The organism is Tsukamurella pseudospumae (assembly GCF_001575205.1).
GTDB lineage: Bacteria > Actinomycetota > Actinomycetes > Mycobacteriales > Mycobacteriaceae > Tsukamurella > Tsukamurella pseudospumae.
This window is the reverse complement of sequence record NZ_LSRE01000011.1, coordinates 85,446-109,567: the sequence shown is the minus strand read 5'-3', so window position 1 is coordinate 109,567 and position 24,122 is coordinate 85,446. Positions and strand designations below refer to the sequence as shown.

Annotated in this window: 22 protein-coding genes; 10 read left to right on the top strand and 12 right to left on the bottom strand. The window is 67.8% G+C overall.

Annotated features, from left to right (window positions below; genetic code table 11):
* Nucleotides 1–277 (top strand): ATP-binding protein (locus AXK61_RS24315; RefSeq protein WP_197466779.1); only part of this gene is annotated, 277 nt, incomplete at its 5' end.
* A gap of 301 nt (nt 278–578) precedes the next feature.
* Nucleotides 579–2,030 carry a PepSY-associated TM helix domain-containing protein gene (locus tag AXK61_RS08865; protein WP_231855490.1) on the top strand — a complete coding sequence of 484 codons (1,452 nt, stop codon included), beginning with the start codon at nt 579–581 and terminating at the stop codon, nt 2,028–2,030.
* A gap of 185 nt (nt 2,031–2,215) precedes the next feature.
* Here AXK61_RS08865 and AXK61_RS08860 read toward each other — a convergent pair whose 3' ends face one another.
* The 4 genes from AXK61_RS08860 to AXK61_RS08845 all read right to left on the bottom strand — a co-directional run bounded on the left by AXK61_RS08860 (nt 2,216) and on the right by AXK61_RS08845 (nt 6,345).
* Nucleotides 2,216–3,460, bottom strand: a complete 1,245-nt coding sequence (locus AXK61_RS08860) for an MFS transporter (protein WP_068744871.1) — start codon at nt 3,458–3,460, stop codon at nt 2,216–2,218.
* Nucleotides 3,453–4,262: an ABC transporter ATP-binding protein gene (locus AXK61_RS08855; protein WP_068744869.1), complete on the bottom strand. Its 810-nt coding sequence runs from the start codon at nt 4,260–4,262 to the stop codon at nt 3,453–3,455. The genes AXK61_RS08860 and AXK61_RS08855 overlap by 8 nt, the downstream gene beginning before the upstream one ends.
* Nucleotides 4,259–5,251: a FecCD family ABC transporter permease gene (locus AXK61_RS08850; protein ID WP_414929992.1), complete on the bottom strand. Its 993-nt coding sequence runs from the start codon at nt 5,249–5,251 to the stop codon at nt 4,259–4,261. The genes AXK61_RS08855 and AXK61_RS08850 overlap by 4 nt, the downstream gene beginning before the upstream one ends.
* Before the next feature lie 65 nt (nt 5,252–5,316).
* Complete coding sequence (locus AXK61_RS08845) at nt 5,317–6,345, bottom strand: ABC transporter substrate-binding protein (protein WP_082789279.1); 1,029 nt, start codon at nt 6,343–6,345, stop codon at nt 5,317–5,319.
* A gap of 836 nt (nt 6,346–7,181) precedes the next feature.
* Between AXK61_RS08845 and AXK61_RS24890 the strand changes: the two genes are divergently transcribed.
* Complete coding sequence (locus AXK61_RS24890) at nt 7,182–7,346, top strand: hypothetical protein (RefSeq protein WP_156485617.1); 165 nt, start codon at nt 7,182–7,184, stop codon at nt 7,344–7,346.
* A gap of 169 nt (nt 7,347–7,515) precedes the next feature.
* Here the strand turns inward: AXK61_RS24890 and AXK61_RS08840 are convergent, their stop codons facing one another.
* The 6 genes from AXK61_RS08840 to AXK61_RS08815 form a co-directional block, all read right to left on the bottom strand.
* Complete coding sequence (locus AXK61_RS08840) at nt 7,516–8,541, bottom strand: methionine synthase (protein ID WP_068744863.1); 1,026 nt, start codon at nt 8,539–8,541, stop codon at nt 7,516–7,518.
* A gap of 27 nt (nt 8,542–8,568) precedes the next feature.
* Nucleotides 8,569–9,543 carry a putative oxygenase MesX gene (locus AXK61_RS08835; RefSeq protein ID WP_068744861.1) on the bottom strand — a complete coding sequence of 325 codons (975 nt, stop codon included), beginning with the start codon at nt 9,541–9,543 and terminating at the stop codon, nt 8,569–8,571.
* A gap of 222 nt (nt 9,544–9,765) precedes the next feature.
* Complete coding sequence (locus AXK61_RS08830; protein ID WP_068744859.1) at nt 9,766–10,719, bottom strand: LysR family transcriptional regulator; 954 nt, start codon at nt 10,717–10,719, stop codon at nt 9,766–9,768.
* 374 nt (nt 10,720–11,093) lie between these two features.
* Nucleotides 11,094–12,572, bottom strand: a complete 1,479-nt coding sequence (locus AXK61_RS08825; RefSeq protein WP_068570698.1) for a class I adenylate-forming enzyme family protein — start codon at nt 12,570–12,572, stop codon at nt 11,094–11,096.
* Nucleotides 12,569–13,699 carry a DUF5938 domain-containing protein gene (locus AXK61_RS08820; protein ID WP_156485616.1) on the bottom strand — a complete coding sequence of 377 codons (1,131 nt, stop codon included), beginning with the start codon at nt 13,697–13,699 and terminating at the stop codon, nt 12,569–12,571. Before AXK61_RS08820 ends, AXK61_RS08825 begins: the two co-directional genes overlap by 4 nt.
* A 37-nt stretch (nt 13,700–13,736) precedes the next feature.
* Nucleotides 13,737–14,531, bottom strand: a complete 795-nt coding sequence (locus AXK61_RS08815) for an SDR family NAD(P)-dependent oxidoreductase (RefSeq protein ID WP_068570694.1) — start codon at nt 14,529–14,531, stop codon at nt 13,737–13,739.
* Between the two features lie 197 nt (nt 14,532–14,728).
* Here AXK61_RS08815 and AXK61_RS08810 point away from each other — a divergent pair, with 197 nt between their 5' ends.
* The gene (locus AXK61_RS08810; RefSeq protein WP_231855489.1) at nt 14,729–15,415 is read left to right on the top strand and encodes a TetR/AcrR family transcriptional regulator; all 687 of its coding nucleotides are present in this window, start codon (nt 14,729–14,731) and stop codon (nt 15,413–15,415) included.
* 301 nt (nt 15,416–15,716) lie between these two features.
* On the opposite strand, the gene AXK61_RS08805 is transcribed toward AXK61_RS08810, so the two are convergent.
* Nucleotides 15,717–16,292 (bottom strand): TetR/AcrR family transcriptional regulator, encoded by a 576-nt coding sequence (locus AXK61_RS08805; RefSeq protein ID WP_068570706.1) that lies wholly within the window; start codon nt 16,290–16,292, stop codon nt 15,717–15,719.
* Between the two features lie 110 nt (nt 16,293–16,402).
* Between AXK61_RS08805 and AXK61_RS08800 the strand changes: the two genes are divergently transcribed.
* Both AXK61_RS08800 and AXK61_RS08795 read left to right on the top strand, forming a co-directional pair.
* Nucleotides 16,403–17,323, top strand: coding sequence for an oxygenase MpaB family protein (locus AXK61_RS08800; protein WP_068744855.1), 921 nt, complete (start codon nt 16,403–16,405; stop codon nt 17,321–17,323).
* 101 nt (nt 17,324–17,424) lie between these two features.
* The gene (locus AXK61_RS08795; RefSeq protein WP_068744885.1) at nt 17,425–18,039 is read left to right on the top strand and encodes a DUF1345 domain-containing protein; all 615 of its coding nucleotides are present in this window, start codon (nt 17,425–17,427) and stop codon (nt 18,037–18,039) included.
* A 16-nt stretch (nt 18,040–18,055) separates the two neighbouring features.
* Here AXK61_RS08795 and helR read toward each other — a convergent pair whose 3' ends face one another.
* Complete coding sequence (gene helR / locus AXK61_RS08790) at nt 18,056–20,254, bottom strand: RNA polymerase recycling motor ATPase HelR (RefSeq protein WP_197466778.1); 2,199 nt, start codon at nt 20,252–20,254, stop codon at nt 18,056–18,058.
* A gap of 209 nt (nt 20,255–20,463) precedes the next feature.
* On the opposite strand from helR, the gene AXK61_RS08785 reads away from it, so the two are divergent.
* From AXK61_RS08785 to AXK61_RS08770, 4 genes are read left to right on the top strand one after another with little or no spacing between them, the layout of a single operon-like run.
* Nucleotides 20,464–21,108: an ABC transporter permease gene (locus AXK61_RS08785; RefSeq protein WP_068570691.1), complete on the top strand. Its 645-nt coding sequence runs from the start codon at nt 20,464–20,466 to the stop codon at nt 21,106–21,108.
* Nucleotides 21,105–22,277, top strand: coding sequence for an ATP-binding cassette domain-containing protein (locus AXK61_RS08780; protein ID WP_068744853.1), 1,173 nt, complete (start codon nt 21,105–21,107; stop codon nt 22,275–22,277). The genes AXK61_RS08785 and AXK61_RS08780 overlap by 4 nt, the downstream gene beginning before the upstream one ends.
* The gene (locus AXK61_RS08775; protein ID WP_082789278.1) at nt 22,274–23,107 is read left to right on the top strand and encodes an ABC transporter permease; all 834 of its coding nucleotides are present in this window, start codon (nt 22,274–22,276) and stop codon (nt 23,105–23,107) included. Before AXK61_RS08780 ends, AXK61_RS08775 begins: the two co-directional genes overlap by 4 nt.
* Entirely contained in the window at nt 23,104–24,081 is a 978-nt protein-coding gene (locus AXK61_RS08770) for a glycine betaine ABC transporter substrate-binding protein (RefSeq protein ID WP_068744851.1), read from the top strand. The genes AXK61_RS08775 and AXK61_RS08770 overlap by 4 nt, the downstream gene beginning before the upstream one ends.
* Nucleotides 24,082–24,122: the final 41 nt, after the last annotated feature.

The following is a 24,122-nucleotide window of genomic DNA, read 5'->3' as shown; positions in this document are numbered from 1 at the left end:
CGGCTACCTCCCCTTGCCCGCCGAAGCCGCATCAGCGTTGTTTCAGGTTGTCGCGCAACGGTATCTGAAAACATCGATCGTCATCACCACCAACCGATCGGTCTCCGAATGGGGCGAAGTCCTCGGCGACACCACCGTCGCCGCGGCCATGCTCGACAGGCTCCTACACCGCTCCGTCGTCCTCAAACTCGACGGCGACAGCTACCGACTACGAGACCACCACGCCCGCAACGAAACCCACCGCACAGCAATCGCACCCAGCCGCCGACCGCTATAATCCGACCGCACCCAGGTGAGGAATTTCAATGAGCATCACTGGGGACTTTCGATGAGCCTGATCAAGGACAGCGGTCAGTTCCCGGTCATGCCTACGCTCGCGAATCTGGCCGCCACTCGGACGACAGGTGCCGACGATGAGCACTCGTGCTTGCCGTTCCGGCCCTCACCGCAGGTGCGATCATCGGCGCTGCAGTTCCGCGAACCGGATTCGCTGGGAACTTTCACTGTCGGGCGCCCGACTAACGGTGCATGTACATCTGTCCCGCAGCCCGGGCAGCGTCAGAAGGGACACCGCATCCGTGGTCATTTCCAACAACACCGATGAACACACCGACCCGCCCGAATCAGAGTCAGCGCCTTCCGCTCGGCCGCCTACGCAGCCGGGCCCTGCAGCACTGTGGCGCCAACTGATACTGCGCTGGCACTTCTACGCGGGCATTCTCGTGGGACCGTTCCTGCTGATCGCGGCGATCAGCGGTGGCGCTTATGCAATTGCTCCGACGCTGGAGACGGTCATCTACCGCGCTGAGCTGCACACCGACAGCACAGGGGCGGCCAAGCCGATCGCGGATCAGGTGCGTTCCGCTATGGCAGAACGGCCCGATCTCACAATCGCGGCTGTGCGCCCCGCTCGCGATGCCGGCGAGACCACACGAGTGATGTTCACGGATACCTCGCTGGGTGAGTCGAAGCGCTGGGCGGTGTTCATTGATCCTGTGACGGCGAAGCCCCAGGGCCAGTTGGTGGTGTACGGGAGCAGCGGGTCACTGCCGATGCGCACCTGGATCGACGGCTTGCACCGTAACCTCCACTTGGGCGACTTCGGCCGAAACTACAGCGAAATCGCCGCCTCCTGGCTGTGGATCATCTCCCTTGGCGGGCTCTTCCTCTGGTACCGCCAGCAAAGGCAACGCCGCAGGGACGAGCGCTCGCTCCCCCGAAGGATGCTGACCATCGACCGAAAGGCCGCGGGACGTACCCGCACTTTGAACTGGCACGGTGCGGTCGGCGTGTGGATCGTGATCGGTTTGTTGTTCCTGTCCGCCACAGGTTTGACATGGTCAAAACATGCGGGCGGCAACATCACTGAGCTACGCCAGGCATTGCACTGGACTCAGCCGACAGTTGCCACCAGCCTCGAACCGGCGGCTGCGAAGTCGACGACGAAACCGACGAAGGCTGAGACCGCGGCACTCGTTTCGCACAACGTGGATCAACTTGACCGGGTCTACGACACGGCACTGGCCAGTGGAATCACCGATAAGGCCGAGATCGGGATCCCGAGTGTTGCCAACAAGGCATTCACGGTTACCGAAGTCCGGAACGCTTGGCAGTTCTCCCCGAACTCCATCGCGATCAACGGAGACACCGCATCCGTAACAAGCGCGCAGTGGTTTGCCGACTGGCCGATCGCAGCGAAGATGGCCAACCTCGGCATCGCACTACACATGGGTATCCTCTTCGGACTCGCAAACCAGATCGCGCTAGTGCTCCTAGCAATCGCGTTGGTCACCGTCATTGCCCGCGGTTACCGGATGTGGTGGCAGCGCCGACCGCGCACAGGTAGCCGCCCGGTGGGGCGAACTCCCGCCCGCGGTGCGTTCACCCGACTCCCAGCCAGTGCTGCAGTCGGCATCGCCACGCTGGTCATCACGCTCGGCTATGCGCTGCCGTGGTTCGGGATTCCGCTCGCCCTGTTCCTGGCGGTAGATGTAGCGCGCGGACTGCTCATGAGGGGGCGGCCGATCTAGCCTACTGCTACGGCACGGTGCCGCGCGGAGTCATGTGGATCGCGCTGGCACCGAGCGACTCTGACTCACCAATTCGGGGACGGAGACCCCGTGCGGATACGCCACCGTTGAACTACCCGGCTGTTGCACCCTGAAGTCGGTGGGAAGACTCGATCGTCGTCGATCGCGGCGCGGCGCCAATCAGGCTAAGCGTTACGGGCCTCGCGCTGCTTCCGGTTCGTCACCGTAAAGCACGCGCCGGCGAGGATCGCGCCCGCGGTTGCTCCGATCAGGGCGAGGGTGCCGTGAGGGGAGGTTGTGAGAGCGAGACTGGCGACGAGGGGGCCGATTGCGAAGCCGGCGGTTCGCGCCAACTGCATTGTGCCGGCGACGGTCGCGGTAGCACCGGCGGGCGCGCTGTTCATCACCCATGCCTGGGTGGGGCCTCCGTAGAGGCCCATGCCGACTCCAACCACGATCAGAGCGAGCAACACGACGAGGACGTCTGTACGGCCCAGCATCGCGGTCAGGGCCGTCAGCCCTACTACGACGGTCGTTGCGCCGGTGATCGCTACCCTCGCGGGGCCTCGTGCCTCAGCCAGCCGCCCGGCGAGCACCGATGTCGCCGCCATGACGAGAGCGAAGGCGGTCAGCACCAGAGCAGTTCGTGAGGCCTGCCACCCCTGGGTCTGGAAGACGTAGGACACGGTGAACTGCATGGCCTGCATCGCTGCGGCGAGCCCGAGCGTGCCCAGGAGAAGTCCGTGCAGAGCTCTGGTTGCGGTGATCGACCGTAGCCGCTGGGCCGACCGGAACAAGACGCCGCCGGAGCCATCGCTCGTGTCGGCGCCCGGAGGTGGCGCCGGTGCTCGGGCGGCGGAGGGCAGTGCCCGCAGGATCAGCAGTGCCGCGGCAATCGCGAATGGGATCTTGACCAGAAAGGCGGCCCGCCAACCGGCCGCATCGACGGCGAGACCGCCCAAGACCGGTCCGAGAACCGCCCCGAGAGGGCCGAGGGTGGCGGTCACCGACAGCGCCGTCGGAGCGCGTCCGGCAGGAGCGGACCGGATCGCGAGCATCGGCATCATCACGAACAAGATGGCACCGGCAGCGCCCTGTAGACCACGGACTGCAATGAGCCACCACAGGCCGTGCGCGGTGGGCGCCGCCCATGCAGCAATCCCGCTGAGCCCGAAGACGCCCAGCGCGATAAGCACTACCAGGCGCATCGGACGACGGTCGAGGAGGAAACCGACCGGGATCAAGAGCACCGTCAGCGGCAGCTGGTAGGCGAGAACCACCCACTGCGCAGCCGCGATGGACACACCGAGATCGGCCGCGAGAGAGGGGAGGGCGATGTTGACCACGCCCATCTCCGCCATCGCGGTCAAAGACAGCAATCCGGCAGCGGCCAGAAGTGGCCGGTTGAAACCGGTATCCGTGTCAGTCATGCGGTCCTCCCCGGTAGTCGACGGCGATGATCGGACGCCCGGAGCGGGTATCGGTGGAAACCGTTGCCGTGACCCCGAAGACGGCGTCGAGCAGGTCGACAGTGAGCACGTCGCTGGCTGCGCCGTGCGCGACGATCCGGCCGTGGTGCACGACGAACAGGGTGTCGCACGCCGCCGCCGCGGCATTGAGATCGTGCAGGGTGATCACCGTGGTCGCGGCTCGGCTGCGCAGGATCCGTAGCAGCTGGACCTGATGATTGATGTCGAGGTGATTGGTAGGTTCGTCCAGAACCAGGACCTCGCCGCCCTGCGCGAAGCATCGGGCGAGCAGGGCGCGTTGCTTCTCGCCACCGGACAGGTGCGCGAACGTGCGGTTCTCGAATCCCTCCAGTCCGACATCGGCGATCGCTCGGCGTACCGCGTCGGCATCAGTTGTGGTCGCGCCGCCGAACCGGCCCTGGTGTGGGATTCGCCCTAGCGCGACGACATCGCCGGTGGTGAAGTCGAACTCGGTTCCGCGCTCCTGCGGTACCGCGGCCACGAGGCGGGCTGCCTCTGCTGCGCCTAAGGAACGGATGTCACGGTCGCCCACCAGAACTTTGCCGGCGTGCGGTCGTAGATCTCGGTAGATGGTGCGAAGGAGCGTCGATTTGCCGCTCCCGTTCGGGCCGACGATCCCGGTGATCCGGCCGGGCTCGGCGACGACTGTCGCACCGTTGACGATGGTGGTGCCCGACAGGACTACGTCGACGTGGTCGAGGTGGACGCCGGTGAGTGTGGGCCCGGTCGTGGACGGTGTCACGCAGTCCTCCTCTGATGGCGGCTGACGAGGTAGAGCAGGGTGGGGGCACCTATTACCGCGGCGACGACGTTGATCGGCAGTTCCTGGTTGATGACCCTGGTGGCCAGCCGGCACAGGAGGTCGACTCCCGAGAGCAGCAGAGCCCCGCACAGTGCGGAAGCGGGAAGGAGCTTGCGATGGTCGGTACCCACGAGGAAGCGGGCGATGTGGGGGATGACGAGCCCGATGAACCCGATCGCACCCGAGAACGCCACCATCACCCCGGTCATCAGGCTGGTGATTACGAACACCTCCGTGCGCACCCGCTTGGGCGAGATCCCGAGCGAATTCGCGGTCTCGTCACCGACGATGAGCGCGTTGAGCGGCCGCGCGAGCGCGAACAGTCCGATCGCCCCTGAGACGACGACCGCTGCGACGATCGGGATCGCGGGCCCGATGGCACCCGAAAGACTGCCCATGAGCCAGTGGAGAATCCCCTGGGTGAGATTGATGTCGTCCGCCTGCAGCACCAGGAAGCTGGTGAACGAGGCGAAGATCTGCCCGATGGCCACGCCCGCGAGGATCAACCGCAGTGGCGCGACGGCGGCTCCCCGCGCCCCGATGAGCCACACCACCAGGAACGCTGCCATCGCGCCGAGGAACGCGGTGACCGGCAACGCGAAGGTCGTCGACACGAGGGCCGCGGCGGTACTGCCTCCGAGAACCAGAGTGGCGACCGCCCCGAAGGAAGCACCCGACGAGACCCCCAGCAAGTAGGGGTCGGCCAGCGGGTTACGAACGATCGCCTGCACCGCGACGCCCACCACACCGAGCCCCGCCCCGATCAGCGCCGCGAGAACCGGCCGGGGGAACCGGACACGCCAGATGATGATCTCGTGGCTTCCCTCGACCAAAGGGCGTCCTAGCAACTGATCGGTCAGTATTCGCCAAACATCCGACACGGCGATGTCGGTCGACCCGAACGTCACCCCGAGCACCAATAGGGCGATCAGCGCCGGAACGCCCAGACCCCACAGCAGCAGGCGTCGGGACCCTCCCGGTGCCGCGACGGCCATCATCGAAGCTTGGAAAGCTCTTGTGAGAGAGAACGGATGACTGTCGCGTTCTCCACACCCGGGAGTGTGAAGTCCTCGGCGTAGGCGCGCACGAACCTACCCTCTCGGACCGCGCGTAGGCCTGCGATCCGCGGATCACTCTTCAGCTGGTCGAGCAACGCCTGGTAGCTGCGGTCGACGGCGTCCCGAGACGACTGCCGTGTGACGGCGACGACGATCACGTCCGGATCGCCCGCAACCACGTCCTCCCACGAGCTCGCGAACTGCGCCTTATCGACTGCGCGGAAGATGTTCGTTCCACCGGCGAGCTCGATGATCGCGTTTCCGATCTGGCGGTTGCCGATGGTGCTCGCCTGATCGTTGTTGCGGGCCGACGTCAGGTACAGCACCTTAGGGCGAATCGCGTCAGCGGCTACGGGTTCGGTTCGCATCGACTCGACCAGCTTCTCACCCTCCTGCTGCCGCCCGACCAAGGCTGCCAGCGACCGGATATCGGCCATCACACCGTCGAGAGTGGTGACCGGTGCGGTGAGGGACGCTGTGCAGGCGGACGAGCGGAGTACGACCCGCTTCATCCCCGCTGCCTGGAAATCCGCTGCCGTGGGGCCGGTGATACCCATCATGGTCATGCCCTCATAGGGATCGATGTAGACCTGCGCGCCGGACTGCAGGAGCTTCTCCTTATCGGCTGCGCGGGCCCCCAGTGAGGGCACCTTCTCCGCCTGCGTTCGGACGTCGGCGGACAGCGCACCGGCCCCGTCGGACCACGCAGTACCCACAACCTTGTCGGCAGCCCCCAGACGAATGAGCAGTTCCAGTGCTGCGGTGTTGCCGGTAGCGATCTTCTCGACGGGACGATCGAACGAGACTTCCGTACCGTCGCACAACTCCATCACCGCCGGGGGTGCCGCGCTCGACGACTGCGGCCCCGACTCCACTGAGGAACAACCCGCGAGCGCAACTGTCAGTGCGAGTCCGATGGCCGCAGCGCCGACGCCCGTCCTGAAGAAGGTCCGTGTGCTTTGCATAGGTGCATTGAACACCAGCGCGCGCGACGTGTATACCGCGGTGGGGTAGCTGGCACAGAGGCGAAACAATTGGAGCGCCTTGAGGATAGGGCTGAAACTCGTGGGAACTTTTCGGCACCTTCCGACGACGCGGTAAGTTCCCGCGGCAAGTGATCGACGCGGAAATATCTATACCGGTTATGGAAGTGCTTGGTGGCCGTTGAGCAGTCATCGATGGCGGCGAGTCGTAAGAGATCCTGCCGGGGAACTGCTGGACTGAGATTCCGGCGATCGACGCCAGTGATGATTGACTGGACAAACCGGACGCGGCTCGAGCTCGACGACGTCGCCCCCTTGAGGGGCCAAACGTGGTCGCGGCTCGCTCAGCGATTCCGACGATGGCCCCGCGTTGGGTCCGTCTCTGTCAAGGCACGGGTGATCGAAACGATGACCGACGAACGCCTGAACTGCTCGGTGTCGAAGGGGCTGGCAGGGTCGTCGAACCAGACCAGCGACTGGTCTCCAACGCGGGGCCACCGGCTCACTCTCGTGATCCGGTGAGCAATGCCGTCGTAGTCGAAAGCCCCCGACGGGCTGGCAGGGCCAGGGAGGGCACCCAGCGCATTCTCAGAGAGCTTCTCGCGTCTCAGAGGCACTCGGCGGTAGCTGAGTACGCCCAGCGGCTGCTCCGCGAGGCGACGACGGTCCGGTGGGTTAGTCCGCGAGGACAAGATCCGCTGGGGCGATTACGTGCTCTACCAGACGGGGGGCACACCGCTCTGACGACTGAACTAATCGAAGAGGCCATAGAACAGGGCGAAGCAGCGTGGGAGAGGTGTCAGCCGGATCCTTGGAAAATGGTGCGCGGCAAGTACATCATGAGTGAGTTCGTCTCGACGCACACCGTGATGTCAAGCAAGGACGACTTCGTCACCGCGGTGCTCGCTCGCCAGCCGAAGCTTGCCGCCGTCACCGAACTTGGCGTATTGCTCGAATCCGCGACTCTAAAGGCCCTGCACTAGCGACGACTGGCGCGCTCTGGGCGGCGCAGAGGGACATTGTTGCGCTGGATGCGCTTGCTGCAAGATCGATGGATCTATTCGGCTTGCCCCTCGCGGTGGGCTCGCCCCGAGCCCGGGGTCGGGATGTGGCAACGAGGAGCTGCTGAGCTCAACGGGAACTGCCGTGCGGCTAAGAGATCTCTCGGCGTAGCAGGGAGGCGCCCTTGGCGAGGGCGACCATTTTCTCCCGCGCGACACTGCGGGTCAGCGGTGCCATCCCACAGTTGGTGCTGGCGTAGAGCTTGTCCACATCGACGTAAGGGAGGGCGTTGCGTAATGTCTCGGCGACCTCGTGGGGCGTCTCGATGGTGTCGTTGGCCACGTCGATTGCGCCGAGCATGACGGTCTTGCCGCGAAGGAGTTCGATCAGTTCGACGGGGACTCGAGAGTTGTGACTCTCCAGTGACACGATGTCGATCGACGACTGCTGCAGCAGGGGGAACGATTCCTCGTATTGGCGCCACTCCGAGCCGAGCGTGGCCTTCCAGTCGGTGTTGGCTTTGATGCCGTACCCGTAGCAGATGTGCACGGCGGTCCGGCAGTTCAACCCCTCGGTCGCCCGTTCGAGGGCCGCGACACCCCAGTCCTTGAGCTCGTCGAAGAAGACGTTGAACGCGGGCTCGTCGATCTGGATTATGTCGACGCCGGCTGCTTCGAGGTCGCGGGCCTCCTGGTTCAGGATCGTCGCGAACTCCCACGCCAGTTTCTCGCGACTGTGGTAGTGGGCGTCGTAGAGTGTGTCGATCATTGTCATCGGGCCGGGCAGGGCCCATTTGATCGGCTGATCGGTGGCTGCACGGAGACGCGCGGCATCCGCGGCGAACACGGGCCTCTCGCGGCCGACAGCGCCGACGACGGTCGGAACGCTGGCGTCGTAGCGGTCACGGATGCGCACGGTCTCGCGCCGATCGAAGTCGACGCCGGCGAGGTGCTCGATGAACGTCGTCACGAAGTGTTGACGCGTCTGTTCACCGTCGCTGATGATGTCGAGTCCGGCACGGCTCTGTTCGTGTACCGCGAGCGTCTGTGCGTCGAGCTTCCCGTCGCGTAGTTCGTCGTCGTGCAACTTCCACGGCGACCAGAGCTTCTCGGGTTCCGAAAGCCACAACGGTTTGGGCAGGCTGCCGACGATCGTGGTGGGGAGCAGGGTGTTCATTTGCTCGTCCTCTCGTTGCTTTCTCGATCAGGCGGACTGCTTGGCGGCGGCCCACTGCTTCAAGACGTCGCCGTAGGGCCTCATGAGGCTCACCTCGGTGAACTTCCCCTGCTCGCTCGCGAGCTGGGTGCGCTCGACACGGTCGTAGGTCACTTGTGGGAGCGAGTAGTCGCCGTTGTCGAGCGTCGGCCGGTACACCGCCGACGCGGCGGTGTTCGCGTTGTAGATCTCGGGGCGGTAGATCTTCTGGAACGTCTCCATGGTCGCGATCGTTCCCGCCAGCGCGAGGAACGAGTAGTCATTGAGCAGGTCTCCGACGTGGTAGAAGGCCAACGGGGCAACGGCGCCCCGCGGCATGAAGTAGCGCGCCCGCATACCCATCTTCCCGAAGTACAGGTCGGTGAGCGAGAGTTCGTCTGCGGCGTACTCCACCCCGAGGATCGGATGGTTGTTCGTGAGCCGCGTGTAGGTCCGCGCCGTCGAGACGCTGATGCAGATGACCGGTGGTTGCGAGAACCGCTTGCGGTACTCGTCCGACTCGATGAAGCGCTGGAACACCTGACCGTGCAACTCGCCGAAGTCGCTGAGGGCGCCCGTCGCCCGGTGCTCGGGGAGCCGGACGCTGAAGTCGTAGTCGCGGATGTAGGAGGAGAAGTTGTTGCCGACGATGCCCTCCGTGCGAATGCCCGTGGCGGTCTCGACGATGCCCACGTCTAGCACCTCGATCACGGGGAACACCGCATCGTCCGCGGCCGGACCCAGATGCAGGTCCACCGAGACGATGTCGAGTTCGAGCGCGTAGCGGTCAGCGCGCGGGTTGTCCCAGTGCACCAAGTTGTTCACGCGGGTGTTCATCATCGACACCGCTTTGCGCAGGTTGTCTCGACGATCCTCGCCGCGAGCGAGGTTGGCGAAGTTCGTCGTCCCCCGCGACGTGCTCGACGGAGCGTAGTGCTCGTCGAAGCGCGTGGTGCCGATGCTGAAGACGCATTCGCCCGTCATCGCCGTGTGGTTCCCCTCATCACTGTGCGGAGTCGATAGTGCGTGGTCCCGTACTATCCACTCGCTGAATCAACATGTCTATCCGAGCTTTTCGCGATCGAGCATGGAGCACTCGGCCGCTCGACGGCGTCCGGAAGGAGCCGGAGCAACTCGAATCCGAGTCTAGGGAGACGCGAAGCTATAGCCTAATTACCGTGCTTTATGGCTAGCCATAGGTATGAGCTATGGCAGCAGGGGGACCCCGAACTCCGAGACGACATCGCGCATCTCATCGACGAATCGCTGAGCCTGCGCAGTCAACGAGACCGCGGCGTGGCCGATCCAACCGACCTCGATGCGATCATCGACGTCGAGCGGAACGGCAACGATCGACGGGTCCAGATCGTCGGAAATGATGCCCGTGGAGATGGTGTACCCGCCGATCCCGATCATCAGATTGAAGATGGTCGCTCGATCGCTCACGCGAACTTCCTGTTTCGACGATCGCGTGGAGAGGATCTCCTCGGCAAGGAAGAACGAGTTGTTCACACCCTGGTCGAACGTCAGCCGTGGCAGGTCCTCGAGATCCTCGAGGGTCACCTTGTCCTTGACGGCGAGGGGGTTCGTGCGTGCGATGAAGATGTGCGGTGTGGCGAAGAACAGCGGTGTGAAGACCAGCCCGGCCTCGCGGACCAACTTGTTGATGACGTTCGCGTTGAACGCGTTCCGGTAGAGAACACCGACCTCGCTGCGTAGGGTGCGGACGTCCTCGATGATGTCCCATGTCCGCGTCTCGCGGAGGCTGAACGCGTACTCTGCGGCCTCGGAAGCCTTCACCATCCGGGCGAAGGCGTCGACGACGAACGAGTAGTGCTGGGTGGACACGGCCAGGAGCCGGCGCGACGGGCCGCGCCCGAGGTACCGCTGCTCGAGGAGCTCCGACTGCTCGATGACCTGGCGTGCGTAACCCAGGAACTCCGCCCCGTCGTCGGTGAGGGTCACTCCCCGGGGCGAGCGGATGAACAGCGTCCGTCCCAGCCGACTCTCGAGGTCCTTGAGCGCCGCGGACAGCGTCGGTTGCGCGACAAAGAGCTCGTCGGCCGCGGCACTGATCGATCCCTCCGCGGCCACCGCCGCGAAGTAGCGCAGCTGCTGCAGAGTGATTGCGCGCAACGCTCCTGCAGCCTGCCGTGCCATGGCCAAAGTCTATCGAGGCGGCGTTCGAGGCCGCCTAGAAGGGACGTCTCCGTCGAGTGGGCATTGCCGTCTAATCGAGATGTGTCGACTGTCTGAGGAGTCCGTGAGGCGCCGACGGCGGCAAGAGGTCCGCTCAAGCCAGGTCACGCCTCCCGCGCAGTGTCACAGTGATGAAAGGCGACAAGGGAACCCCGTCCCGGGCCGTCCAGGCCGGCATCGAGTCACCTCCCGCTCTGGCTGCTGGTGTAGGAAATGCCATATCTGTGGGACTGGCGACATGCCAAGTAGGTGAGACAGTCTGGATCGCCGCAGGTCAAGGGTTCTTGAGATGACAAGTTGAACGGGACCCTACAGCTGCCTGCCCTCGGTCCCGGTCAGCCCGACCGGTCGCGCCTCCGCAGTGTCGGTTTATCGATCTTCCCGACGGGGTTCTTGGGGATCTCGTCGAGCAGGATCAGGTCGACGGGGACCTTGACCTTCGCGAGTTCGCCGCGCAGGCCGTCGAGCAGTTCCTGGCCGGTCACCGTGGCACCCGCACGCAGCGACACGTACGCCACGGGCACCTCGCCCAGGACCTCGTGCGGCCGGCCGATCACGGCCGCCTCGAAGACCTGTGGGTTCCGGTACAGCTGCGCCTCGATCTCCTTGGGGTAGATGTTCTCCCCGCCGCGGATCACCATGTCCTTCACGCGATCCACGAGCCGCAGGTAGCCGTCCTCGTCGAGCAGGCCCACGTCGCCGGTGCGCAGCCATCCGTCCACGATCGTCTCCGCCGTCGCGTCGGGACGATTCAGGTAGCCGGCCATCACCACGTCGCCCGCGATGAGCACCTCCCCGGTCTCGCCGGGCGGGACGTCGCGGAGGGCACCGTCGACGATGCGGATCCGCTGGCCCGGCAGCGCGGGCCCGACGGTGCCGGGCTTGCGCGGACCGTCGAGCGGGTTGATGGCGGAAGCGGTGGTGGTCTCCGACAGTCCGTACCCCTCGACGATCGGCACCCCGAACCGGGACTCGAACCGCTCGATGAGGTCGACGGGCATCGGTGCGGCACCGCAGATCCCGAACCGCAGTGAGGAGGAGTCCGGCGCGACGTCCGAGGGCAGAGCCGTGAGCATCGCGTAGATCGCCGGGACCGCGGAGAAGTAGGTGGGACGGTGCCGCTCCACCGCGGGGAAGAACTCGTCCGGGCGGAAGCGGCCGACGATCGTGGTGCGCCCGCCCGCCCGCAGCGGGGTGAGCGTGCCGAGGACCACGCCGTTGGCGTGGAACAGTGGCAGCACCAGCAGGCTGTGATCGCGCTCGGTGAACGAGAAGTGCTCGATGAACGAGGCCGTCATCGCCGCGATGTTGCCGTGGGTGATCATGACCCCCTTCGGCTTTCCCGTGGTGCCGGCGGTGTAGATGAGCAGCGCCAGCCCCTCCCGCTCGACTGCGATCGGCAAAGCGTCCTCGCCGTCGGACTCGGCCAGCAGTTCGTCGCAGAGGAGTGCGGCGACGCCGTCGGGAGTCTCGACCCCTGCCTCGGCGACGAGCACCCGCGCCCCGGCATCCGCTGCCTGATAGGCGATCTCGGGCGGCGCGAGCGCCGGGTTGATCGGCGTGACGGCCGCGCCGAGCCGCCACGCGGCGAACACGGCGACGACGAGCTCGACCCGGTTCGGGAGCAGGAGGCCGACAACGTCACCGGCCTCGACGCCGTACTCCTCGAGCCGGGTGGCCGCCGTCCGGACGGCGGCCGCGAACTCGCTGTTGGACAGGTCGAGGCGGTCATCGGCGAGCGCCGGGTCCGACGGTGCCCGAGCCGCCCGGATCTCCGGGAGCCCGGGCACATCGGGGAGATCGCGCACCGTCATCGGTGCACCGTGACGATGGGCTCGGAGATCAGCCCGAAGGTGCGCAGGACCCCCTCCAGCTCGCGGTGCCCGAACGCCTGGCAGCCGGACGCGAGGCCGACGCGGCGCGGGGGTTGCTGCAGCAGCGAGTACGCGGCGTAGGCCTGCAGTAGGCCCGTCTGCTTGTAGTTGCTGTTGCCGTGGATCACCACGTGCGAGCGCCCGAGCGGCCCGGAGGCGTGCACCGAGTCGAGCGACTTGTTCACGCGGGGATTCTCGCGCGGTGGCATCGAATTCATGACCTGCGCGGCGACGGCGTCGAGCGCATCTGCACGCTCCTCCGGCGACATGTCCTTGGTGGCCTCCAGGGCCTGGGCCACGATCACCGGCACGTTGTTCATCAGCGCTGCGTTGAACACACCGCCCTGCGCCTTGCAGTTGGCCACGCGCGGATCCCGCTTGAACCACACGGGATGCGAGGTGCCGCCCCACGGGAGCGACTGCGCCAGCTCGTGCTGCCCGGGTACTACGAGGGGGACGAGGCCCTGCGCCGGGTCGAACGGGACGTACTGGTTCTGCTCGAGGTAGAAGGCGTCGCCGCCCGCCGCGTTGACGAGGATCGTGCGGGTGGAGGCGATGGTGGGGCTGCCGCCCCAGAAGACCGCGATGTCGAGGGTGTCGAGTCCTGGTGTCTCCAGCGCGATCTGCGCCGCGATCTCGCCCGTGGTGTACATCTGGGCGATGCCGGGCGCGAGCAGCAGGCCCGCGTCGGCGTACTGCTGGTGGAAGGCCTCGTCGCAGTGGATCATCCAGTCCTGTTCGCCGTTGGTGTCGCTGTAGTGCGCGCCGGCGTTCAGGCAGGCCTCGACCACCGCGTCGCCGAACTTGATGAACGGTCCCACGGTGTTGAGGACCACCTTGCTGCCGCGGAAGAGTTCGGTCAGGGAGGCGACGTCGTGCTCGACCTGGACCACCTCGTAGTCGGCGGTCTCGATACCGGCGACGTTCTTGTCCATCGACTCGGTCAGCCTGTCCTCGTCGCGGCCCGCCGCGGTGAAGGGCACGTTGTACTCGCGCAGGTACTCGCAGATGAGGCGGCCCGTGTAGCCCGAGGCGCCGTACACCACAACCGGCTTGTTGCTCATGATTCTCCTAGTCAGGTTCGGTTTCGAAGGATTGGACGGGTCACATGCCCATGCCGCCGTCGACGGGGAGGCCCGCGCCGTTGACGAATCGGGCCGCGTCGGAGGCGAGGAAGACGACGCCGTCGGCCATGTCCCGGACCTCGCCGAGGCGGCCGCTGGGGGTGAGGCCCACGACGGCCTCGACCGCCTGCTCCGGCGATTCGAACAGCCCGATCTTCGCCATGTCGACGGCCAGCCCGGTGCCCATCTCGGTGGGGACGAGGCCGGGGTAGATGCAGTTGACGCGCACCCCGTAGCCGAGCTTCCCGGACTCCATCGCGGCCACCCGCGTCATGCGGTCGATCGCGGACTTGGTGGCCGAGTAGATGGCGATGCCGGGGAAGGCGATGGTCGCGGCGACGGATGCGACGTTGACGATGGCGCCGCCGGCACCCGTGGCGCCGCCCGGGCGCATCGCCCGCAGTCCGTGCTTGAGGCCGAGCGCCGTGCCGAGCACGTTCACGTCGAGCTGGCGACGCACGTCGTCGACCGAGATCTCCGTGAGCAGGCCCGTGATCTCGACGCCGGCGTTGTTGACCAGCACGTCGAGGCCGCCGAGCTGCGTGACGGTCGCGTCGACGGCGGCGGACCAGCTGTCCTCCGACGTGACGTCGAGGTGGACCGAGCCGTGGCCGGCCCCGAGTTCGGCAGCGACGGAGGCAGCTCGCTCCGTCTGCAGGTCACCGATCACCACCGATGCCCCGGCCGCGGCCAGTGCCCGCGCCATGCCCTCGCCGAGCCCCTGGGCCCCGCCGGTGACCAGGACCCGCCGTCCGGTCAGATCGAATGCGCTCACGACTACTCCTTTGCTCGAGGTGGAACGGAGTGCGGGACGCTCTGTGGCGCGCCCGTCACAGATCAGAATCTAGACGACTGTCAAGAAAAATGTTGGACAATCGTCAAGAGAATGATTCGGGGGTCGTGCTGTGATCCGCGGCACGGGGGTTATCCTGGGGTGATGTCGGCACAGGGTCGGCGGCGAAAGGGGGCGAGGTGACCGATCTGATCGCGAACCCGAGCGTCCTCGGCGCCCCGAGTGCTGCCACGCCCGCGAGCGCCCCCGCTGCGGTGGGTGCCAGCAAGCACGCCACCAAGGTCGCGGCCAAACGGGACGAGTTGGCCCGCGCGGCCCTCAAGACGCTCTCGGAACTCGGCTACGCCCGGACGAGCCTGCGCGAGATCGCGGCGAACTCCGAGTACAGCCACGGCGTGCTGCACTACTACTTCGCGGATCGGCTCGAGCTCATCGCGCACTGCGTGCACCTCTACAAGAGCGAGTGCATCGCCTCCTACGACGACGTGCTCCGTCCCGACGACGATGCGCCCGCGCTTCGGGCCCGATTCGCCGAGCGGCTGGCCGCCACGATGGAGCACGACCTGCCCACTCACAAGCTCTGGTACGACCTGCGGTCGCAGGCGATGTTCGAGTCGGCCCTCGTCGACGACGTGCGCGAGATCGACGGCGATCTCGAGGCCATGATCTGGCGGGTCGTTCGACGGTACGCGGAGCTGTCCGACGGTGCGCCGCTACTGGATTCGGCCGGCACCTACGCCGCGCTCGACGGCCCCTTCGAGCGTGCGGTCCGTCGCCGGGTTCGCGGCGACGAGGCGGCCGGTGCCGACCTCACCGCGCAGGTCTTCGCCCTGCTCGACGCGCTCGTGGTCCGCCCGTCGCCCTGATCGACCACGATCCCCCTCGGCGATATCACCACCGACGACCGCTGGACACCATGCGCGTCGTCCCCCGTGCCACGCCGTCGTCCCCCGCGCCACGCCGGCTCCGCTCACCCGGTGCTCGGCGGTCTCTGCCGCGGTCCCATCGACGAGATTCCCGCGAGCCATGCGCGAAACGCATGGCTCACGCCCTAGATATGGCGTTTGACCTCGAACGATGCGGCCATGCGTCGGACGCATGGGTTTCCTGATCGCCCACACGCCCGGAACGGCGGAGCCCCGCCCACTCCAACACCCCGTCGGGGGATCAGCGTGGGGCGTCGTCCCCGCTGACGCCGAGGGCCTGCTCGACGAACGCGCGGAAGCTGAAGGCGAGCGTGTCGAGGGACTGCAGCGTTCCGCTCTCGTAGCCCACGAGCAGGTACATCGCGGTCGTCGCGTACTGCCGCGCGAGCTCCTCGTCGCCGAGCAGCTCGACGTAGGTCTCGGCGATCACGTCGCGGCGCTCGGCGTCCACCTCGCGCTGGTGTCGGGCGACCTCGGGGTCGTGCGCGGCCCAGACGCGGATCGCGGCCTCCGTTGCGTGGGGCAGTGTCATGCCGGTCTCGATGAGCGACACCAGCCGATCTGCGGCGTCCGGGACCTGGCGGGCGGCTTCGATGATCCGGTTGCTCTTCACGTCGCGCCAATACCGGATCAGCTCCGAGGTGAACTCGGGCCAGCTGGGGAAGGCGTGGTAGAAGCTCCCGGTCGAGGCGCCGGCCGCCTCGCACACGGCGGCGAGCTTGAGTGCGGCGTGCCCGCGGTCGGCGAGCACCGTCATCCCCGCATCCAGGAACCGCAGCTGGGCGTACCGGGACGGCGTCGAGCGGGCGGGCTTCATGCAGGCGATGGTAGTGCCGGACGTCGGCAGCCGGGACATCGTTGTGTGACCTCTTGCACACTACTAGAAGTCGACTTATAGTCGAGGTCAGCCCACCGAGGAGAATCGACATGCAGTCACAATCAGCCCGCTCGTTGCGCTCCCGGCGCTGGAAGATCGACCGCAATAGCGATCTGGACCCCGAGACCGACTTCGAGCTGATCGCCCGGAATCTTGCGACCTTCGACTTCCCCTGGGACATCACCCAGGCGCTGAGCTTCGCGCTGTTCCGCACCTACGCCGTGCCCAGCATCGGCAACCTCCTGGACCGCACCGGCGAGTTCACGCAGCGCGTCCAGAAGCGGTACGACGACACGGCGCTCCTCCTCGACGAGCCGCTCATGCACGGATTCGGCAGCGCCGAGGGCAGATCAGCGATCCGCCGGATCAACCAGATGCACAAGATGTACGACATCACCGACGACGACATGCGCTACGTCCTGGCCACGTTCGTCGTGGTCCCGGTGCGGTGGATCGCGGACTACGGCTGGCGCGATCTCACGCCCGACGAGATCCGGGCGACGGTCCGCTACTACCAGGCTCTCGGCAAGCACATGGCGATCCCGGACATCCCCGCGACGTACGACGGGTTCGCCGACCTCCTCGACGCGTACGAGGCGGAGCACTTCGCGTTCGACCCCGGGGCGCGGCGTGTCGCGGACTCCACCCTCGAGCTGATGACCACCTTCTACCCGAAGCCCGCGCGCCGCGCCGTCGAGCTGTTCAGCCGCGGCCTCATGGACGAACCCCTGTTGCACGCCTTCCGGTACCGCGTCCCGAGCCCGCTCGTCCGGCGGCTGTCCGTCGGTGCGATGAAGGCCCGCGGCCGCCTGCTCGCCGTCCTGCCCTCGCGCCGGAAGCCGGCCCTCGTCCGCGACAATCATCGGATCCGCAGCTACCCCCGCGGTTTCCGGACCGAGACGATGGGAACCTTCGCGCCCGGCTGCCCCGTGCACCGCACCGACTCCACGCGTCCCACCCCCGCCGCGTAACCCCCTCGCGCGCACGCATCGCCGACGGTGCGCCGCGGGCCGCGCACGCCCGTCCGCGCGGCACGGGCCGTCTGCGGCCGCCGCGTGAAATGCTGATCACCATGCGCCGTTCGGTCCTGGTTCCGCTGCTCGAGGTGGTGCTCACCCTGCTGGGCATCGTGTGGCTGGTCGTGGTGGTGTTCTTCGGACGGTCCGCCGTGTGGCTGCTCCTGGTCTGGGACGCGGCGGCGGTCGCGTACATCGCGGCCGGTTCGCTGCTGCTGCGCCGTCGCATTCCCGACGATGCGTCGGTGCCGGCGGAGCTCCTCGCGCCGCGCTGGCAGACCACCCTGTTCGCGTTGGTGGTCAGCGGCTCGGGACTCGTCGGCGGCCTCCTCATGATCGCCACCCGCGGCGAGGACCCCGACTCCCTGTTGCAGCCGGTCGCGGCCGCCACCGTCCTCCTGTCGTGGATGTTGCTGCACACCGCGTTCGCACAGATCTACGCCCGCGACTACTTCGCGGGCGACCCAGGCCTGGTGTTCCCCGACTGCGAGCACCCGCAGATCACCGAGTTCGTGTACTTCTCGATCACCATCGGGACCTCCTTCGCGGTCTCCGATGTCACGGTCACCAAGCGGTCCACGCGCCGGCTCGTGATCGCGCACAGCGTGCTCAGCTTCTTCTTCAACGCTGCCGTCGTCGCCATCGCGCTGGACTGGATCAAGGGCGGCTGAGCACGCCGCGCGCGGATCACGCGGTGGCCGTGCGCGCCTCGATCGGAACCAGCCCGGACAGGCACGCCGGCAGAGGCGCGCGGTGCAGCACGCCGAGCCGCTGCGTCGCCCGAGTCAGTGCCACGTACAGCTCGGCCGCGCCGCGCTCACCGTCGGCGAGGATCAGTTCGGGATCGACCACCAGCACCGCGTCGAACTCGAGCCCCTTCGTCTGCGCCGGCGGGACGGCGCCCGGCGTACCGTCGGGCCCGATGACGACGGACGTGCCTTCCCGGTCCGCCTCCTCGCGGACGAAGTCCGCGATGGCGCCGGGCAGCTGCTGCTCGTCCACCTGTCGGGCCCATGGACGTACTCCCGAGGCGCGCACCGATTCCGACGGTACGACACCGGGTGCGAACTCGGCGAGAACCCCCGCCGCGACGCCCATGATCTCCGCCGGGGTGCGGTAGTTCACCGTGAGCGCGGTGTAGGCCCAACGCTCGGCGACGAACGGGTCGAGCATCTCGCCCCACGACCGCGCCCCCGCCGGCGCGCTGCGCTGCGTGAGGTCGCCGACCACCGTGAACGAATGGGACGGGCAGCGGCGCATCAGCGCCCGCCAGTCCATCGCCGAGAGCTCCTGCGCCTCGTCGACCACCACGTGCCGGTACACCCAGGTGCGGTCCGCCGCGGCGCGTTCCACCAGGTCACGAGTGTCCCGCTCGTCGAACCGATCCGCGAGGTCGTCCGCGTACAGCAGGTCGGTGGCGAAGAGGTGGTCCTCGTCGTCCATCGAATCCGACCGGGAGACCAGCGAATCCAGCACGCCCTCCGCGAACTCCGCCTGCTCCCTGCGTCGTTCGGCCGCCGCCGCGTCGTCCGTCGCCTCGTGCGGGCCGAGCAGTTCGGCGAGCTCGTCCAGCAAGGGCACGTCCGAGACGGTCCAGGCGGCACCGTCGGACCGGAGCAACGACCGGTCCGCGCCCGCCGCGGCCAGCCGCTCCGGTGAGCTCAGCAGGTCCGCGAGCAGGGCCTCGGGGGAGAGCACGGGCCAGAGCTGCTCGACGGTGCGCCGGAAGGTCCCGTCCACGGCGAGGTCGGCGAGCATGCTGCCGCGCATCTCCTCCCACGCCCGGGTGTCCTCGCGGCGCAGCCACTGCTGCCCGATCCGTCCCAGCGCTCGTTCGGTGATCGCCCAGGTCAGAACGTCGAGGAAGACGGTGCGCGCCTGGTTGTGCGGCTGGCCGCTGTCCCGGGCCTCGTCGCGGGCCCAGCCGACCACGTCGGCCTCGATCCGCACCGTGGCGTCGCCGAGCCCGATGGACACGGGCGCCTCCGGCAGGGTCCGACGGTCCGCCACCGCCGCGGCGAGCACGTCGGCCATGGCCGCTGCGCCCTTGATCCGCGCGACGGCGGGCGTGTCCTCGCGGCGGGCGGTGACGCCCGGGTACAGCGTGCCCGGCGTCGCGAAGACGACATCGGACTCGCCGAGCGAGGGCAGCACCCGGCTGATGTGCTGCAGGAAGGACGTGTTCGGGCCCACCACCAGCACGCCGTGCCGCTCGAACCGCGCTCGCTGCGTGTACAGCAGGTAGGCGACGCGGTGCAGCGCGACCACCGTCTTGCCCGTGCCCGGGCCGCCCTCGATCACCGTCACGCCCGGATCGTCGGAGCGGATGATCCGGTCCTGATCGGCCTGGATGGTCGCGACGATGTCGCGCATCCCCTCGCCGCGCGGCGCGTTCACGGCCGCCAGGAGCGCCGCATCGCCGCGCGCGTCCGCACCCGGCCGCCCCAGCATCTCGTCGGTGAACTCCATCAGTTCCCGCCCGCGGCTGACGAACTGCCGCCGCCGGTGCACGCCCTCGGGGTGCGCGCCGGTGGCGGTGTAGAAGGCCCGCGACGCCGGGGCCCGCCAGTCGAGCAGCAGATCCCGCTCGTCGTCGTCGGGGTCGGACAGGCCGAGCCGGCCCACGTACCGCTTCTCGACGGTGCCGTCGGCCCGCGGGTCCCCGTCGAGTCGCCCGAAGGCGAGCCCCTCCTCGGCGACGCCCAGGCGCCGCACCTCGCGCGCCGAGGTCATCACGTCGCCCTCCCGGTCCACCGCCCGGCCCTCGTGATCGCGCAACGCGTCGGCGTACCGTCGACCCGCCCGGGCGCGCTCCGCGTCCAACCGTCCGTACAACCCCGCCACGTACTCGCGTTCCGATGCCAGCTCGTTCTCGTATTCGGACATGCACCCACCTCGCTGAAGAATCGGATCCGGCCAGCGAGTATGCGCCAGCACCGGGGCCTTGCGGCAAGCCCCGGGGTGCGTTATAAGTTGAAGAGGGAAAGAGATTCGGGCGCCACACGTGTGCCCGGCGGGGTCGATGCCGGTCTCCGCCTTTCACGCACTCTGACGCGAACCGCGCGCAAACCCGGTAACGACTGTAGGTTCGATCCGTGGACCTCCGAAGATTCCTCGACGGACGTGGGGGTCAGCTGGCCTTCCTCACGTACCAACACGCCTCGCTGGTGATCCAGTGCGTGCTGGTGGGCGTCGTCATCGCGCTGGTGGTCGCGGCCCTGGTGTACCGGTCGCGGGCGGGGGCGGCGTTCGCGACCGCCATCGCCTCCGTCGGGATGACGGTGCCCTCGCTGGCCCTCCTCGCCCTGCTGCTCATCGTGTTCGGGCTGGGCGTCACGCCGTCCGTGACGATGCTCGTGTTCTACGCCACGCTGCCCATCCTGACCAGCGCCATCGTCGGCCTGCAGGCGGTTCCGGCGGCGCTCGTGGAAGCGGCGCGCGGACTGGGGATGTCGCGCTGGCGGGTGCTCGCCACCGTCGAGCTGCCGAACGCGTGGCCGGTCATCCTCACCGGGATCCGGGTGAGCACCCAGCTCGTCGTCGGTGTCGCGACCGTGGTCGCGTACGTCCTGGGGCCAGGTCTCGGTTCCCTGATCTTCTCCGGCCTCGCCCGCCTCGGCGGCGCGGGTGCCCTCGAATCCGCGTTGGTGGGCACCGTTCTCGTGGTGGCCGTCGCGCTCGTACTCGACGGCCTGCTGGTCCTCTTGGGCCGCTTCACCGTCTCGAAGGGACTGCGATGAGTCAGACGACGGGCGTATCGATCGAGCTGGAGAAGGTGATCAAGCGCTACCGCGGGCAGGACAGGCCGGCGGTGAAGGAGCTGTCCATCGCCATCGAGGCGGGGGAGACGGTGGCCATCGTCGGGCCCTCGGGCTGTGGGAAGACCACCACGCTCAAGATGATCAACCGGCTGATCGAGCCCACCTCGGGGCGGGTGCTCATCGGCGGCACGGACGTGACCAAGGCGGACGCCGACGCGCTGCGCCAGGGCATCGGTTACGTCGTCCAGGCCGGCGGGTTGTTCCCGCACTGGACGGTGGAGAAGAACGTGGCAGCGGTGCCCGGCCTGCTGGGCTGGGACAAGGCCCGCACCCGGGCCCGCGTGACCGAGCTGCTCGAGCTCGTCGGCCTCGACCCGGCGGAGTTCCGCGGAAGGTTCCCGAAGGAGATGTCCGGCGGGCAGCAGCAGCGCGTGGGCGTGGCTCGTGCGCTGGCGGCCGACCCGCCGGTGCTGCTCATGGACGAGCCCTTCGGCGCCGTCGATCCCATCACCCGCGTGCGCCTGCAGGACCAGCTGCTCGCGATTCAGGAGGAGCTGCACAAGACGGTTGTGATCGTCACCCACGACGTGGACGAGGCCATCAAGCTGGGCGATCGGGTGCTGATCCTCTCGGAGGGCGGCCAGGTGGAGCAGTTCGGCACGCCCGAGGAGATCCTCACGGCGCCCGCGAACGACTTCGTCCGGGAGTTCGTCGGCTCGGGCGCGACTCTCAAGCACCTCTCACTGACCTCGGTCAGCGAGATCCCCAGCGCGCCCGTGGTGCTCGCCCGCCCCGGCGACCGGTCCGAGGAGGTCGCCGCCCGGGCCCGGGAGGCCGGCCTGAGCTGGGTGGTGGTGGTCGATGACGGCGACCGGCCCCGCGCGTGGCCCTCCGTGACCGAGGTGCTCAGCAAACCCGAGGTGTCGACCTACGTCGATCAGCGGCTGCCCGTCGCCGAGCGCACCGCGACGCTCGCGGACGCGCTCGACGTCATGCTGGCCGCGAGCCAGGGCGGCGTGCTGGTCACTCAGCGCGGCAAGGTGATCGGTGCACTGACCATCGAGCAGGTCGCGCAGCGGATCCGGGAGCGCCAGGCGATCGCCAACCCGGAGCAGGCCGCCGACACGTACCGGGCGGCGCCGTCATGACCGCCGCGGCCGGGCGGCCCGACCTGTCGAAGCCGGCGAAGAACCCGAAGAGCGGGCGGCCCCAACGCGTGGGGCCCACACCGCGGTTCGCCGGCGGCGTGCCCATCGACCTGATCCTCGAGCCGCTGCTCGTGGTCGTCGGCGTCGTCGGATACCTGATCTGGCACGCCGCACAGGACTTCACGGAGACCGAGGCCGTGCAGCTGCAGTGGTCCGCGCTCGGGACGTCGGTGTGGCAGCACATCCAGCTCACCGTCGTCTCCGCCGTGCTGGTGGTGCTGATCGCGATCCCGCTGGGGATCCTGGTGACCCGCAAGCGGTTCGCCCGGGTCTCGCCGGTCATCGTCGGGCTGGCCAACGTGGGGCAGGCCGCCCCCGTGCTCGGCATGGTCGTGTTGTTCGCGATGTGGTTCGGCACCGGATTCCGCACCGCCGTTGCGGCGCTGGTGGTCTACGCCGTCCTGCCGATCCTGCAGAACACCGTCACGGGGCTGCATCAGGTGGACGAGCGGATCATCGAAGCCGCACGCGGGCAGGGCTTCTCCGCGTTCGCGACGCTGTTGCGGGTGGAACTTCCGCTCTCGGTGCCGGTGATCCTGCACGGCGTCCGGACGGCGCTGGTCATCCTCGTCGGCACCGCCACCCTGGGCACGTTCATCGGGGCGGGCGGCCTCGGCGTGCTCATCACGACGGGCGTCACGCTGTACCTGCCGCCGCTGCTGTTCACCGGCGCGCTGCTCGTGGCCCTGCTCGCCCTCGCGATCGACTGGCTGGCCCGGCTCGCCGAGTACCTGTTGGCACCGCGCGGCCTGCGCGGGGTGAGCGCATGACCGCGCGGGCGGTGCGGCTGCGCCGCGCATTGATCCCGCTGGTGGCCACCGCCGCCCTGGTGCTCAGCGGATGCGGGCTCGAGAGCTCGTCCGGGCACTTCGTGCACGCGGAGTCCGCCGACGGGCAGCGACCCCTGGCCGGCGCGAAGATCTCCGTGACCTCGAAGTCCTTCACCGAGGGAGTTCTACTCGGGAAGATCAGCGCGACGATCCTGCAGGCCGCCGGCGCGGACATCACCGACCTGACGAACGCGCCGGGTTCGATGTCCTCGCGGCAGGCGATGGTCAGCGGTGCCGCGGATGTCTCCTGGGAGTACACGGGCACGATCTGGGTGAGTTACCTCCAGAAGACCGAGACGATCAGCGACTCGAAGGAGCTCTGGACCAAGGTCCGGGACGCTGAGCGGGCCAACGGCATCGAGGTGCTCACTCCCGCACCCTTCAACAACACCTACGCCTTCGCGGTCACTCCCGCGCAGAAGCAGCAGAGGAACCTGCACACCCTGAGCGATCTGTTCCGGTTGCCGCCTGCGCAGCGCAGCCTGTGCGTCGATCCAGAGTTCCAGTCGCGCCCCGACGGCCTCGGCAGACTCCTGGAGAAGTACGAGGTGCCGCTGGGTTCCGGGACCCCGCCGAACACGGTGACCACCATGGACGCCGGCGTGATCTACTCGGCGGTGTCGGGGAACACGTGCCTCGCGGGCGATGTGTACGCGACCGATGGCCGGATTCGGAAGCTCGGCCTGCAGCTGCTCGACGACGATCGGAAGTTCTTCCTGCCGTACGAGGGTGTGCCGGAGGTCCGTTCGGATGCGCTGGCGAAGTATCCCGCGATCGCAGATGTCCTCGCGAAGGTCGGCAAGCTGCTCACGAACGAGACCATGCAGGAGCTCAACGGGCAGATCGACATCGAGGGCAAGGATCCGTCCGACGTTGCGGTGACCTGGCTGCGGAAGGTCGGGCTGGTTCGCTGAGTGGTCCTTCCGGTCGCGCTGAGCGGAAGGGTTCTCCCCGA

Bases quoted from the DNA above. Each gene is read 5' to 3' on its own strand.
- AXK61_RS08800 (WP_068744855.1), top strand. From the start codon at position 16,403: ATGCAGTCACAATCAGCCCGCTCGTTGCGCTCCCGGCGCTGGAAGATC.
- AXK61_RS08860 (WP_068744871.1), bottom strand. From the start codon at position 3,460: ATGACTGACACGGATACCGGTTTCAACCGGCCACTTCTGGCCGCTGCC.
- AXK61_RS24890 (WP_156485617.1), top strand. From the start codon at position 7,182: ATGGTGCGCGGCAAGTACATCATGAGTGAGTTCGTCTCGACGCACACC.
- AXK61_RS08830 (WP_068744859.1), bottom strand. From the start codon at position 10,719: ATGGCACGGCAGGCTGCAGGAGCGTTGCGCGCAATCACTCTGCAGCAG.
- AXK61_RS08805 (WP_068570706.1), bottom strand. From the start codon at position 16,292: ATGAAGCCCGCCCGCTCGACGCCGTCCCGGTACGCCCAGCTGCGGTTC.
- AXK61_RS08840 (WP_068744863.1), bottom strand. From the start codon at position 8,541: ATGAACACCCTGCTCCCCACCACGATCGTCGGCAGCCTGCCCAAACCG.
- helR (WP_197466778.1), bottom strand. From the start codon at position 20,254: ATGTCCGAATACGAGAACGAGCTGGCATCGGAACGCGAGTACGTGGCG.
- AXK61_RS08770 (WP_068744851.1), top strand. From the start codon at position 23,104: ATGACCGCGCGGGCGGTGCGGCTGCGCCGCGCATTGATCCCGCTGGTG.
- AXK61_RS08825 (WP_068570698.1), bottom strand. From the start codon at position 12,572: ATGACGGTGCGCGATCTCCCCGATGTGCCCGGGCTCCCGGAGATCCGG.
- AXK61_RS08780 (WP_068744853.1), top strand. From the start codon at position 21,105: ATGAGTCAGACGACGGGCGTATCGATCGAGCTGGAGAAGGTGATCAAG.
- AXK61_RS08835 (WP_068744861.1), bottom strand. From the start codon at position 9,543: ATGACGGGCGAATGCGTCTTCAGCATCGGCACCACGCGCTTCGACGAG.
- AXK61_RS08775 (WP_082789278.1), top strand. From the start codon at position 22,274: ATGACCGCCGCGGCCGGGCGGCCCGACCTGTCGAAGCCGGCGAAGAAC.
- AXK61_RS08795 (WP_068744885.1), top strand. From the start codon at position 17,425: ATGCGCCGTTCGGTCCTGGTTCCGCTGCTCGAGGTGGTGCTCACCCTG.
- AXK61_RS08845 (WP_082789279.1), bottom strand. From the start codon at position 6,345: ATGCAAAGCACACGGACCTTCTTCAGGACGGGCGTCGGCGCTGCGGCC.